This is a genomic window from Streptomyces sp. NPDC094032 (assembly GCF_040303965.1).
GTDB lineage: Bacteria > Actinomycetota > Actinomycetes > Streptomycetales > Streptomycetaceae > Streptomyces.
Genome location: NZ_JBEOUE010000006.1, coordinates 159,755 through 172,593, shown reverse-complemented (window position 1 = coordinate 172,593; position 12,839 = coordinate 159,755). Strand labels below are relative to the sequence as shown.

The following is a 12,839-nucleotide window of genomic DNA, read 5'->3' as shown; positions in this document are numbered from 1 at the left end:
CCGGGGCCCTCACATCCAAAGGGTTTCCCACGTTGTCCGACAACGACATCACCACCACCGCGCTCCACGACGCCTTCTTCGCCCTGCACCACGGTCTGCCGCGGCAGGGCCCGGGCTCCGACGCCACCACCCGCCGTCTGCTCTCCCTGGCGGGCCCGCTGCCCGAGCGCCCGCGCGTGCTCGACCTGGGCTGCGGTCCCGGCCGCTCCGCGCTGCTGCTCGCCGCCGAGGCGGACGCCGAGGTGACCGCCGTCGACCTGCACGAGCCGTTCCTGGCCGAGCTGCGCCGCACGGCCGCCGCTCGCGGCCTCGACGACCGGATCCACAACCTGCGCGCCGACATGGGCGCCCTCGAGGAGCTGCCCGACGGCTCCTTCGACCTCGTCTGGGCCGAGAGCTCGGCCTGGGTGATCGGCTTCGACCGGGCGCTCGCCGAGTGGCGCCGGCTCCTCGCCCCCGGCGGCACCCTGGTGCTCACCGAGTGCGTCTGGACCACCGAGGAGCCGGGCGACGAGGCCCGCGCCTTCTGGGAGGAGCACTACCGGCTCCGCACCGTCGCCCGGAACGCGGCGGCGGCCGTCGGGGCCGGCTTCCACGTCCTGGGCACCCACCTCCAGCCGGAGGGCGACTGGGACGAGTACTACGGTCCGCTCGCCGCGCACGCCGACGCGGCGGACCTCACGGTGCCCGGCATGGCCGAGGCCGTGGCCGGGGCCCGCGCCGAGATCGCGCTGCGCCGCGCGCACGGCTCGGACTACGGCTACGCCGGGTTCGTGCTGCGCCCCGCCGACCCGAGGTGGCGGACCCGCGAGGAGACCGCGGCCGACATCCCCCTCGTACGGGAGATCAACGCGGCGGCCTTCGCCACGCCGGACGAGGCCGGTCTCGTCGACGCCCTGCGCGAGGACCCGGACGCCTGGCTGCCGGGGCTGAGTCACGTGGCCGAGGCGCCGGACGGCACGGTCGCCGCGTACGCGCTGATCACCCGCTGCCGGGTGGACGGTGTCCCGGCGGCCGCCCTGGCACCGGTCGCGGTGGCCCCCGCGTACCAGCGCACGGGTGCCGGGCAGGCCGTCGTGCGGGCGGTGCTCGACGCGGCGCGGCTGCGTGGGGAGCGGCTCGTCCTGGTGCTGGGCCATCCGGAGTACTACCCCCGGTTCGGGTTCGTACGTGCGTCCGAGTATGGAATCCGGCCGACCTTCGAGGTTCCGGACGAGGCCATGATGGCTCTGGATCTCGACGGTTCCGGGGCCGTGACCAGGGGCACGATCTCCTATCCGGCGGCTTTCGGGGTCTGACCCGCCGGCCGCTCCCGCCGCACCGGGTGTACTCCGGTGCGGTGGGAGCGGTCATGTCAGGCCGCCGAAGTACGGACAAGCCGCTTTTGTGCGGCAGACTGAGGTCGCCCCGCGAGGGCGAGGACCGAAGCGAAGGATGGGTATGCCGACCACATCAGCCACCGTGGACCAGAGCGCGTCGAACGGCACGCAGCCGACCGCGGCCGACGCGTCGATCATGCTCGAACTGGTCGACGAGGACGGCGTCACGATCGGTACGGCGGAGAAGCTGGCCGCTCACCAGGCGCCGGGGCAGCTGCACCGGGCGTTCTCGGTCTTCCTCTTCGACGAGTCGGGCCGGCTGCTGCTCCAGCGCCGGGCGCTGGGCAAGTACCACTCCCCCGGCGTCTGGTCGAACACCTGCTGCGGCCACCCGTACCCGGGCGAGGCACCGTTCGCCGCCGCCGCCCGGCGCACCTTCGAGGAGCTGGGCGTCTCGCCCTCGCTGATGGCGGAGGCGGGCACGGTCCGCTACAACCACCCGGACCCGGCCTCGGGCCTGGTGGAGCAGGAGTTCAACCATCTCTTCGTCGGCCTGGTGCAGTCCGGGCCGCGGCCGGATCCGGAGGAGGTCGGCGAGACCGACTTCGTGACCGCGGCCGAGCTGGCCGAGCGCCACGCGTCCGCGCCGTTCTCCGCCTGGTTCATGACGGTGCTCGACGCGGCGCGTCCGGCGATCAGGGAGCTGACGGGTCCGGCCGGGGGCTGGTGATCCCGGGGCGGGCGCCCGGGAACCCCTGAGCGGGTCCCGGGCCCCCCTGGACGGCGTCGGGCCGCGGGCCCGGCGCCGCTCCGACGGGTGCCACAGGACCCGTCGGCGCCTGGCCGGGCACGAACGGGTTCAGCGGCAGCGCGGCCCAGATGATCTTGCCGCCGGTCGCGGTGTGCTCCACGTCGCAGGCGCCGCCCGACTCCAGGGCGATCTCGCGCACGAGCAGCAGCCCGCGCCCGCCGGTCTGGCCCCAGTCGGCCTCCAGCGCCTTGGGGCGGTACGGATGGTTGTCCTCGACGGACACCCGGATCCACTCCGCCCCGATCGCCACCTCCACCGCTATCTCCGGGGAGAGCAGCGCGGCGTGCTTGACCGCGTTGGTGACCAGTTCGGAAACGATGAGGAGCAGCCCCTGGAGGGTGTCCTCGTGGACCGGTACGGACTGACGGGCCAGCAGGTCGCGCACCGCGTGCCGGGCCTGCGGCACGGACACGTCGACCGCGGGAGCGGTGAAGCGCCAGACCCCTTCGTAGGACGGTGGCCGGGCGGGGACGCTCCCGCGGCTGTCCATCATCCGGCTCCCGCCCTCGTGCTCGATTGTCGCCACGGGTCGAGTCTTGATAATCCGCCGGGGTCCCCCGGGCTACTGACCAGAAGTCGACACTTATCGGCCACGTTCTGATCGGGTGAGTATGCCAACGTCAGTTGTTCGACTGCTCTTGACGCACTGCTGACACCTTCGGAGGGTGCGCCGGTGTGACGATACTGCCGCCCGGATAGCATCCGGCGCATGGAGCCCCAGCTGACCGTCACCGTCGCCGACGAGGTCGCCACCGTCGTCATCGCGAACCCGGCCAAGCGCAACGCCATGACCGCCGCGATGTGGCGGGCGCTGCCGGAGCTGCTCGGCCCGCTCGCCGCCGACCCCGCCGTGCGCGCACTGGTCCTGACGGGCGCGGGCGAGACCTTCTGCGCCGGGGCCGACATCTCCACGCTGCGCGAGCCGGGCGACGAGCAGCAGACGCTCGCGGTACGGGCCGAGGAGGCGCTCGCCGCCTTCCCCAAGCCGACCCTGGCGGCGGTCCGCGGCTTCTGCGTGGGCGGCGGCAGCCAGCTCGCCGCCGCCTGCGACCTGCGTTTCGCCGAGGAGGGCGCCCGCTTCGGGGTGACCCCGGCGAAGCTGGGCATCGTCTACCCGTCCTCCTCCACCCGGCGGCTCGCCGCCCTGGTGGGCCCCTCGGCCGCCAAGCACCTGCTGTTCTCCGGCGAGTTCGTCGACACCGAGCGGGCGCTGCGGACCGGACTCGTCGACGAGGTCCTGCCGGTGGGCGAACTCGACAAGCGGGTCGCCGAGTTCACCCGGACCCTCGTCTCCCGCTCGCTGCTCACCCAGGCGGCGGCCAAGGAGTTCGCGGACGGGCGCACCGACCGGGACGCGCACTGGGCGGAGCGGGCGCGCGGCAGCGGCGACACCGCCGAGGGGGTCGCCGCCTTCCTGGAGGGCCGCGCGGCCCGCTTCACGTACGGGCTCTGACACCCGGGGTCCTTCGGACCGGCCCTACAGCCCCTGGACCGGGGCCTTCGCCGCCTGGCCGCGCCAGTGGGCGACCAACGCGGCCGGGGCCTTGTCCGGGGAGCCCGCGTCGTACGGCGGCTGCGGGTCGTACTCGGTGAGCAGCTGGATCGTCTGCGCGGTCTCGTCGCCGGCGATCCGGCCGAGCAGGTGCAGCGCCATGTCGATGCCGGAGGAGACCCCGGCGGCCGTGACGTACTTGCCGTCGAAGACCACCCGCTCGCCGGTGGACTCGACGCCGAACGCGGCCAGTTCGTCGAGGGCGAGCCAGTGGCTGGTGGCCCGGCGGCCCGTGAGGAGCCCCGCCGCGGCCAGGATCAGCGAGCCCGTGCAGACCGAGGTGGTCCAGGTGCTGGTGGCGTCGGCGGTGCGCAGCCAGGCCAGGATCTCCGGGTCCGCCATGGCCTCGCGGGCGTCGGGGCCGCCCGGGACCAGGACGATGTCCGGGTGCGGCACCTCCGCGAGGGTCCGGTCCGCGAGGAGCGCGAGGCTGCCCTGGTCGTTGCGGACCGGGCCCGCCTCCTTGGCCACGAATACGGTCTCGGCCCCGGGCAGCCGGGCGAGCAGTTCGTACGCGCCGACGGCGTCGAGCGTGGTGAAGCGGTCGTAGAGCAGGACGGCGATCTGCATGAACGTTCCCTTTCCTGGGAGGGGTCGGTACGGGTCAGAGGACGGGTGCGTGGAAGCGGCGGCGGTACTCCGCCGGGGCGGTGCCGAGCGCCTTGAGGAAGGCGCGGCGCATGGCCTCGGGGGTGCCGTAGCCGGCCGCGCGGGAGACCTCCTCGACACCGCGGGTGGTCTCCTCCAGGAGCCGGCGGGCGTGTTCGACGCGCACCCGGTCGACGTAGCGGCCGGGGGTGGTGCCGGTCTCGGCCTGGAAGGCGCGCGCGAAGTGACGGGGCGACAGCCGGGCGCGGGCGGCCAGCGCCTCGACCGACAGGTCGTCGTCGGGGTGCTCGGTGATCCAGTGCTGGAGCTCGCGCAGCGGTTCCCTGCGCGCGGTCTGGGCGGAGAGCTGGGCGCTGAACTGGGCCTGGTTGCCGGGCCTGCGCAGGAAGACGACCAGGTGACGGGCGACGGTCAGGGCGGCGTCGCGGCCCAGGTCCTCCTCGACGAGGGCGAGCGCCAGGTCGATGCCCGCGGTGACGCCGGCGGACGTGGCGAGCCGCCCGTCCCGTACGAAGATCCGGTCGGGGTCCACCTCGACGGCGGGGTGCTCGCGGGCGAGCTGCGCGCAGGCGATCCAGTGGGTGGTGACCCGGTGGCCGTCGAGCAGGCCCGCCTCGGCGAGCAGCAGCGCCCCGGTGCAGACGGAGACCAGCCGCTCGGCCCGCGGGCCCTGCGCGCGCAGCCAGTCGACCAGAGCGGGGTCCGGGTGGCGGGTGCCCTCGCCGCCCGGGACGAGGAGGGTGTGCGGGGGCCCGTCGGCGACGGCCTCGGCGAGACCGGAGTCGGGGAGCAGGCGCAGCCCGCTGCACGTGCGGACCGGGCCGCCGTCGAGGGAGGCGGTGCGGATCGGATAGGCGTCCGGGACCCCGGCCACCCGCCCGCCGCCGGAGAACACCTCCACCGGTCCGGTGACGTCGAGGCTCTGCACGCCGTCGAAGAGGACGACGAGGACGGGTCGTTGGGGCATGGGCCCATCCTTCGCCGGGCGCGCGCACGGCCGCAAGGACGGGCAGCCCACCTTTTCTGCCATGGAGAGGCCTGAAGGAGTACGGAGGGCCCGATCCTGCCGTTCCCTCCGTACCGGCCGGTAGGTAAGGTGCGCCGCATGACGAATCTGCCGCCCCTCTCGGTCCGCCGCTGCGCCCACCAGATGAACCTGCTGCACGCGCCGCTGTTCTTCTCGCCCGACCTGGACACGGAGTTCAAGGAGCTCGGCTTCGAGGACGCGGCCGCCATGCGGCTGGCCGCGCGCAGCGCCCCGCTCGGGGCCGTGGGGGCCGGGACCGTCGCCGCGACCTTCTACAACTACGCCCACGAGCTGCTCGCCCGGCACCTGCCGGCCGTCTGGGAGACCGCCTCCCCCGCCGCCGTGCTCGACGCCCGGCTGCGCGCGATGGACACCACCCTGAACCGCCTGCTCGGCGCCGAGGCCCTGGCCTCGCCGGAGCTGGCCGAGGCGGCCGACCTGGCGCTGCGCGCCGCCGAGGGCTGCACCCGGCACGCCCGCCCGCTGTACTCCGGCAACGCCGACCTGCCGGTCCCGGACGCCCCGCACCTGCGCCTGTGGCACGCGACGACACTGCTCCGCGAGCACCGCGGCGACGGACACCTGACAGCCCTGCTGACCGCCGGGCTCGACCCGCTGGAGGCGCTGGTCACCCATACCGCCACCGGCCGCGGCATGAGCCCCCGCTGGCTCCTCGACACCCGGGGCTGGCGGCGCGCGGACTGGGACGCGGCCGTGGAGCGGCTGCGCGGGCGCGGGCTGCTCGACCCCGAGGGCGAGCTCACGGACGCCGGGGTGACCCTGCGCGAGTCCCTGGAGGACGAGACGGACCGCCTGGACGCGGCCCCGTACGAGCGTCTCGGCGCGGACGGGGTGGCCCGTCTCACCGAGCTGTCGAAGGGCTTCCTGGTGGCGGTGGTGGGCGCGGGCGCGTTCCCGGCCGACCTGATGGGCAAGGCCTGACGGGCAGGGCCCTGACGGACAGGGTCTGACCGGCCGGGGCGGGTCGGTTGCCGCGTACGGGTGAGCGACCGGGCAGAATGCTTGCGCAACCCAGAGGCACGAGAAGGCGGGTCGGACATCGTGACGACGTCCATCGAAGCAAGGATCGCCGAGGAGCTCGGCGTACGCGAGCGACAGGTGAAGGCGGCCGTCGAACTGCTGGACGGCGGTTCGACCGTGCCGTTCATCGCGCGCTACCGCAAGGAAGCGACGGAGATGCTCGACGACGCGCAGCTGCGCACGCTGGAGGAGCGGCTGCGGTACCTGCGCGAGCTGGAGGACCGGCGGAGCGCCGTCCTCGACTCCGTACGGGAGCAGGGCAAGCTCACCCCCGAGCTGGAGGCGCGGCTGCGGGCCGCCGACACCAAGGCGCGGCTGGAAGACATCTACCTGCCGTTCAAGCCGAAGCGGCGGACCAAGGCGCAGATCGCCCGCGAGGCCGGTCTGACGCCGCTCGCGGAGGGGCTGCTCAGCGACCCGTCCGTGGAACCGCTGGCGGCGGCCGCCGCGTTCGTGGACGCGGACAAGGGCGTCGCCGACCCGGCGGCGGCCCTGGAGGGCGCGCGGGCGATCCTCACCGAGCGCTTCTCGGAGGACGCCGACCTGATCGGCGAGCTGCGCGAGCGGATGTGGGGCCGGGGCCGGCTGGTCGCGAAGGTGCGGGCGGGGAGCGAGGAGGCGGGGGCGAAGTTCTCCGACTACTTCGACTTCGCCGAGCCCTTCACGGCGCTGCCCTCGCACCGCATCCTCGCGATGCTGCGCGGCGAGAAGGAGGACGTGCTCAGCCTGGAGCTGGAGCCGGAGGAGCCCGTCGACAGCCCGTCGGCCGCCGCCTCCTCCTCGTACGAGCCGATCGTCGCCCATCGCTTCGGCGTGGCCGACCGGGGCCGCCCCGGCGACAAGTGGCTCCTGGACACGGTCCGCTGGGCCTGGCGGACCCGCATCCTGGTCCACCTCGGCATCGACCTGCGGCTGCGGCTGCGCACGGCCGCCGAGGACGAGGCGGTGCGGGTGTTCGCGGCGAACCTGCGCGACCTGCTGCTTGCCGCGCCGGCCGGCACCCGGGCGACGCTGGGCCTCGACCCCGGTTTCCGTACCGGCGTGAAGGTGGCCGTGGTCGACGGGACCGGCAAGGTCGTCGCCACCGACACGATCTACCCGCACGTCCCGGCGAACCGGTGGGACGATTCGCTCGCGAAGCTGGCCAGGATCGCCAAGGAGCACGCGGTCGAGCTGGTCGCCATCGGCAACGGCACGGCGTCCCGCGAGACGGACAAGCTGGCCGCCGAACTCATCGCGAAGCACCCGGAGTTGACCCTCACCAAGGTGATGGTGTCGGAGGCCGGCGCGTCCGTGTACTCGGCGTCCGCCTTCGCCTCGCAGGAACTCCCCGAGCTGGACGTGTCGTTGCGCGGCGCGGTGTCGATCGCGCGGCGGCTCCAGGACCCGCTGGCCGAGCTGGTGAAGATCGACCCGAAGTCGATCGGGGTCGGCCAGTACCAGCACGACCTGTCCGAGGTGAAGCTGTCCCGCTCCCTGGACGCGGTGGTCGAGGACTGTGTGAACGGCGTCGGCGTCGACGTCAACACGGCCTCCGCGCCACTGCTTTCGCGGGTCTCCGGCATCGGCGCGGGCCTCGCGGAGAACATCGTGGCCCACCGCGACGCCAACGGCCCGTTCCGCTCCCGGCGCGCGCTGAAGGACGTGTCGCGGCTCGGCCCGAAGGCGTACGAGCAGTGCGCCGGCTTCCTGCGCATCCGGGGCGGCGACGACCCGCTGGACGCGTCGGCGGTGCACCCCGAGGCGTACCCGGTGGTGCGGCGGATGGTGAAGACGGCGGGCGGCGAGGTCGGCGCGCTGATCGGCAACACGGGCGTGCTGCGCTCGCTGCGGGCGGACGCCTTCGTGGACGAGACCTTCGGTCTGCCCACGGTCAACGACATCCTGCGGGAGCTGGAGAAGCCGGGCCGCGACCCGCGCCCGGCGTTCCGCACGGCCACCTTCAAGGAGGGCGTCGAGAAGATCGGCGACCTGGTGGCGGGCATGGTGCTCGAGGGCGTCGTCACCAATGTGGCCGCCTTCGGCGCGTTCGTGGACGTCGGCGTGCACCAGGACGGTCTCGTCCATGTGTCCGCCATGTCCAAGACCTTCGTCAAGGACCCCCGGGACGTGGTGAAGCCGGGCGACGTGGTCCGTGTGAAGGTCCTGGACGTCGACATCCCGCGCAAGCGCGTCTCGCTGACCCTCCGCCTGGACGACGAGACGACGGCGGAGACCGCCGCGTCGGGTCCGAAGCGGGAGCGCGGTGAGCGCCGCGAGCGCGGCGGCGAGCGCGGCGGGGACCGTGGGGGGCGTCCCCCGCAGCAGCGCCGTGGGCAGGCCCAGGGCGCGGCCCCGGCCTCCGCCAACAGCGCGATGGCCGACGCCCTGCGCAAGGCGGGGCTGCTCGGCGAGGGCGGCGGCAGCGGTACCGGTGGCGGCGGGAAGCGGCGCGGGCGGTGACGTGAGCGTGGAGGGGGCCCGGCCGTGCGGCCGGGCCCCCTCCACGTACCAACGGGTTACGGAACGAAGCGCAGCGCCCAGTCCGCCCGGTTGGCGACCGTCAGGTCGTCGTCCTCGGTCAGCGGGCGGAGGACCCGTTCGGCGGTCTTCGGGTCGGCCTGGACGAGGTCGACGATCTCGGCGGCCAGGCCGTCCTGGTCGTCGCCCAGGTCGACGGCGGAGGCGCGGATCAGGACCGGGAGCCGGTCCGTGCCGCCGAGGGCGGCGACGAGGCCGCCGAGCAGCTCGCGGGCGTAGGAGTTGCGGTCCTCGACCGCGCGGTCGAGCTCGGACTCCAGGCGCGGGAGCAGGCCGAGGTCGCCGGTGGCCGCGAGGGCGTCGGCGAGTTCGATGGTCTCGTCGAGATCGGCCTCGAAGTCGTCGAGCATCGCGATCAGCCGGGTCACGCGGTCGTCGTCGGTCATGGTGCCTCCTGGAATGCGCCGTCCACGAGGACGGGGACGATGGCCGAGGAGTCGGTCTCGGCGGCCACCTCCACGTCCTCGGGAAAGCCGTACGCGTACAGTTCACGGCCCGAGTCGCAGCCCCGCAAGGCGGCGGCCGGGTCCTCCGTGGCGTCCCACAGCGTGGCCGCCGCGGTCGCCTCGGGTGTCAGGGTGCGCCGCCCGGCGGCGCGCAGCGCGGCGAGGACCGCGCCCGCGCCGAGCAGGTCCTCCAGCGCGGGGCGCAGCGAGCCGTCCGGCCAGTGTTCGCCGGAGGCGACGACCGCGAGGGGCCGCTCGGCGGTGCCGTAGCCGCGCGCGGCGAGCCAGTGCGCGACGGCGGTGCGGTTGCGCAGCGAGGCCGCGACCACGGTGGCCCGCCCGGCCTCGGCCGCCACGGAGATCGTGGAGCCGTTCGGGGAGGGCAGCACGAGCCGGGCGGGCGCGGGCGCGGCGCGCAGCGCGGCCGGGGACAGCGACCACGGGTGCGCCCCGGTGGTCTCGCGCCGCCCGACGGCGAGGACGGCGTCCCGCTCCCGCGCGTACGCCCGGGCGCTCGCGTCGCGCCACCGGTACGGGTGGACGGCCGTGCCGGCCTCGACGGCGACGCCGACGGCGGTCGTGAACGACAGCACGTCCACGACGACCACGCAGGCGGCGGCCGGGGCGAGGACCCGTGCCTCGGCCGGCCCCCAGCCGAAGGAGACGCCGGTCCCGGCGGGGGCGCTCCAGCCGTGGGAGGCCGGGCCGGGGGCGCCCATCAGAGCTCCGTCACCTTGCCGTCCGCGACCTCGACGCGGCGGGTGGTGCGGACCGCGTCCAGCATCCGCCGGTCGTGGGTGACGAGGAGCAGGGTGCCGTCGTACGAGTCGAGGGCGGACTCCAGCTGCTCGATCGCGGGCAGGTCCAGGTGGTTGGTCGGCTCGTCCAGGACGAGGAGGTTGACGCCCCGGCCCTGGAGCAGCGCGAGCGCGGCGCGGGTGCGCTCGCCGGGCGACAGGGTGGTGGCGGGGCGCAGCACGTGCTCGGCCTTGAGGCCGAACTTGGCGAGCAGGGTGCGGACGTCGGCCGGCTCCGTGTCGGGGACGGCGGCGCAGAACGCCTCCAGGAGCGTCTCCGTGCCGTGGAACAGCTTGCGGGCCTGGTCGACCTCGCCGACCACGACCCCCGGGCCGAGGCCCGCGTCGCCGGAGTCCAGCGGCAGCCGGCCGAGCAGCGCGGCGAGCAGGGTCGACTTGCCGGCCCCGTTGGCGCCGGTGATCGCGACCCGGTCGGCCCAGTCGATCTGGAGGGAGACGGGTCCGAAGGTGAAGTCGCCGCGGCGCACCGCGGCCTCGCGCAGGGTGGCCACGACGGAGCCGGAGCGCGGGGCCGCCGCGATCTCCATGCGCAGCTCCCACTCCTTGCGGGGCTCGTCAACAACGTCCAGGCGCTCGATCATGCGCTGGGTCTGGCGGGCCTTGGCGGCCTGCTTCTCGCTGGACTCGCCGCGCAGCTTGCGCCCGATCTTGTCGTTGTCGGTGGTCTTGCGGCGGGCGTTGCGGACGCCCTTGTCCATCCAGTTGCGCTGCATGAGGGCGCGCCCCTCCAGGGCGGCCTTCTTGTCGGCGTACTCCTCGTAGTCCTCGCGGGCGTGCCTGCGGGCGGTGTCCCGCTCCTCCAGGTAGGCCTCGTAGCCGCCGCCGTAGAGGGTGATCTGCTGCTGGGCGAGGTCGAGTTCGAGGACCTTGGTGACGGTGCGGGTGAGGAACTCGCGGTCGTGGCTGATGACGACGGTGCCCGCGCGCAGCCCCTGCACGAAGGCTTCGAGCCGTTCCAGGCCTTCGAGGTCGAGGTCGTTGGTGGGCTCGTCGAGGAGGAAGACGTCGTAGCGGGAGAGGAGGAGGGAGGCGAGGCCCGCGCGGGCGGCCTGGCCGCCGGAGAGCCCGGTCATCGGCTGGTCGAGCCCGACGGTGAGGCCGAGGGAGCCGGCGACCTCCTCGGCCCGCTCGTCGAGGTCGGCGCCGCCGAGGTCGAGCCAGCGCTCCAGGCTCACGGCGTACGCGTCGTCGGCGCCGGGGGTGCCGTCGACGAGGCCCTGGGTGGCCTCGTCCATCGCGGTCTGGGCGGCGGCGACCCCGGTGCGGCGGGCCAGGAACTCCCGTACGGTCTCGCCCTCGCGCCGCTCGGGCTCCTGCGGGAGGTGCCCGACGGCGGCGGTGGGCGGCGAGAGCCGCAGCTCACCGTCCTCGGGGGTGTCGAGGCCCGCGAGCAGCCGCAGCAGGGTGGACTTCCCGGCTCCGTTGACCCCGACGAGGCCGATGACGTCCCCGGGGGCGACGACGAGGTCGAGCCCGGAGAACAGGGAGCGGTCGCCGTGGCCGGCGGCGAGGTTCTTGGCGACGAGGGTGGCAGTCATCAGGGGATGAATCCTAAGTGAGGGCGGGGCCGGGGTGGAGCGGCGCCCGGCCGATACGGTCTCTGCCATGGACATGAACAGGGGCGGGGGCGGGGCCGGGGACGGCGGGGTCGTCGTGGTGGGCGGCGGGGTCGTCGGTCTGACGACGGCGATCCGGCTCGCGGAGCGCGGGCTGCGGGTCCGGGTCTGGTCCCGGGACGCGGTGACGGAGACGACCTCGGCGGTGGCGGGCGCGCTGTGGTGGCCGTACCGGATCGAGCCGGAGGCGGAGGTCGGCGCCTGGTCGCTGGCCTCGCTGCGGCGGTACGAGGAGCTGGCCGCCGACCCGGCGACGACGGGGGTGCGCCTGGTGGCGGGCGTCCACGCCGACACCGTCCTCGACGGGCTCGGCGACTGGGCGAAGGAGGTCGAGGGGCTGCGGCAGCTGCCGCCGGAGGAGGTGCCGGGGCCGTACGCGGTGGGGCTCGCCGCGCGGCTTCCGCTGGTCGACATGCCGGTCCACCTGGCCTGGCTGCGGGCCCGCTTCGAGGAGCTGGGCGGCTCCTTCGAGCGGCGCGTGGTGACGGGGACCGGCTTCGCCGAGGCCGCCGCCGAGGCGCGGGTGGTCGTCGACTGCGCGGGGCTCGCGGCGCGGGAGCTGGTTCCGGACGCGCGGCTGCGGCCGGTGCGGGGCCAGCTGGTGCTCGTGGAGAACCCGGGCGTGGACACCTGGTTCACGGCCGCCGACGGCGCGGCGGACGAGACGACGTACTTCTTCCCGCAGCCCGGGCGTCTGATCCTGGGCGGCACCGCCCGGGAGGACGACGAGAGCCCGGAGCCCGACCCGGCGACCGCGGCAGCCATCGTGGCGCGGTGCGCCCGGATCCGCCCCGAGATCGCCGAGGCCCGGATCCTGGGCCACCGGGTGGGGCTGCGCCCCGCGCGGACGGGCGGGGTACGCATCGAGACGGAGGAGCTGCCGGGCGGCGGGCTGCTCGTGCACAACTACGGGCACGGCGGGGCGGGGGTCACGGTCGCGTGGGGGTGCGCGGGGCGGGCGGCGGAGCTGGTCTGCGGGGGGTGAGGCGGGGTGGGGGGGCGGGCGGGCTCTTCCGGCCCCCCGGCGCGGGAGACGGGCGGACCCTTCCGCCCCCCGGCGCGGGAGACGGGCGGACGCCT

Annotated in this window: 11 protein-coding genes and 1 pseudogene; 6 read left to right on the top strand and 6 right to left on the bottom strand. The window is 74.8% G+C overall.

Translation table 11 applies throughout. The features are described from left to right. The first annotated feature begins 32 nt into the window (after positions 1–32). On the top strand, positions 33–1,298 hold the full coding sequence (locus tag ABTZ54_RS11885; RefSeq protein ID WP_351660470.1) for a bifunctional class I SAM-dependent methyltransferase/N-acetyltransferase: 1,266 nt from the start codon (positions 33–35) through the stop codon (positions 1,296–1,298). A gap of 142 nt (positions 1,299–1,440) precedes the next feature. Further along, entirely contained in the window at positions 1,441–2,049 is a 609-nt protein-coding gene (idi, locus tag ABTZ54_RS11880) for an isopentenyl-diphosphate Delta-isomerase (RefSeq protein WP_351660467.1), read from the top strand. Between the two features lie 103 nt (positions 2,050–2,152). Here the strand turns inward: idi and ABTZ54_RS11875 are convergent. Then, a pseudogene (locus ABTZ54_RS11875) lies at positions 2,153–2,620 on the bottom strand (ATP-binding protein); the annotation flags it as partial. 219 nt (positions 2,621–2,839) lie between these two features. Between ABTZ54_RS11875 and ABTZ54_RS11870 the strand changes: the two are divergent. Next, the gene (locus tag ABTZ54_RS11870; protein ID WP_351660464.1) at positions 2,840–3,583 is read left to right on the top strand and encodes an enoyl-CoA hydratase/isomerase family protein; all 744 of its coding nucleotides are present in this window, start codon (positions 2,840–2,842) and stop codon (positions 3,581–3,583) included. A 24-nt stretch (positions 3,584–3,607) separates the two neighbouring features. Here ABTZ54_RS11870 and ABTZ54_RS11865 read toward each other — a convergent pair whose 3' ends face one another. Continuing rightward, positions 3,608–4,252, bottom strand: coding sequence for a DJ-1/PfpI family protein (locus ABTZ54_RS11865; RefSeq protein WP_351660461.1), 645 nt, complete (start codon positions 4,250–4,252; stop codon positions 3,608–3,610). A 34-nt stretch (positions 4,253–4,286) separates the two neighbouring features. Next, on the bottom strand, positions 4,287–5,258 hold the full coding sequence (locus tag ABTZ54_RS11860; RefSeq protein WP_351660458.1) for a GlxA family transcriptional regulator: 972 nt from the start codon (positions 5,256–5,258) through the stop codon (positions 4,287–4,289). A 138-nt stretch (positions 5,259–5,396) separates the two neighbouring features. On the opposite strand from ABTZ54_RS11860, the gene ABTZ54_RS11855 reads away from it, so the two are divergent. Both ABTZ54_RS11855 and ABTZ54_RS11850 read left to right on the top strand, forming a co-directional pair. Beyond that, positions 5,397–6,260, top strand: coding sequence for an SCO6745 family protein (locus tag ABTZ54_RS11855; protein ID WP_351660455.1), 864 nt, complete (start codon positions 5,397–5,399; stop codon positions 6,258–6,260). 120 nt (positions 6,261–6,380) lie between these two features. Continuing rightward, positions 6,381–8,801 carry a Tex family protein gene (locus tag ABTZ54_RS11850; RefSeq protein ID WP_351660452.1) on the top strand — a complete coding sequence of 807 codons (2,421 nt, stop codon included), beginning with the start codon at positions 6,381–6,383 and terminating at the stop codon, positions 8,799–8,801. Between the two features lie 56 nt (positions 8,802–8,857). Here the strand turns inward: ABTZ54_RS11850 and ABTZ54_RS11845 are convergent, their stop codons facing one another. From ABTZ54_RS11845 to ABTZ54_RS11835, 3 genes are read right to left on the bottom strand one after another with little or no spacing between them, the layout of a single operon-like run. Next, on the bottom strand, positions 8,858–9,265 hold the full coding sequence (locus ABTZ54_RS11845) for a hypothetical protein (RefSeq protein WP_351660450.1): 408 nt from the start codon (positions 9,263–9,265) through the stop codon (positions 8,858–8,860). Continuing rightward, positions 9,262–10,044: a 2-phosphosulfolactate phosphatase gene (locus ABTZ54_RS11840; protein WP_351660447.1), complete on the bottom strand. Its 783-nt coding sequence runs from the start codon at positions 10,042–10,044 to the stop codon at positions 9,262–9,264. Before ABTZ54_RS11840 ends, ABTZ54_RS11845 begins: the two co-directional genes overlap by 4 nt. After that, positions 10,044–11,681, bottom strand: coding sequence for an ABC-F family ATP-binding cassette domain-containing protein (locus tag ABTZ54_RS11835; RefSeq protein ID WP_351660444.1), 1,638 nt, complete (start codon positions 11,679–11,681; stop codon positions 10,044–10,046). The genes ABTZ54_RS11840 and ABTZ54_RS11835 overlap by 1 nt, the downstream gene beginning before the upstream one ends. A 73-nt stretch (positions 11,682–11,754) precedes the next feature. On the opposite strand from ABTZ54_RS11835, the gene ABTZ54_RS11830 reads away from it, so the two are divergent. Then, the gene (locus ABTZ54_RS11830) at positions 11,755–12,744 is read left to right on the top strand and encodes an FAD-dependent oxidoreductase (RefSeq protein ID WP_351660862.1); all 990 of its coding nucleotides are present in this window, start codon (positions 11,755–11,757) and stop codon (positions 12,742–12,744) included. Positions 12,745–12,839 lie beyond the last annotated feature (95 nt).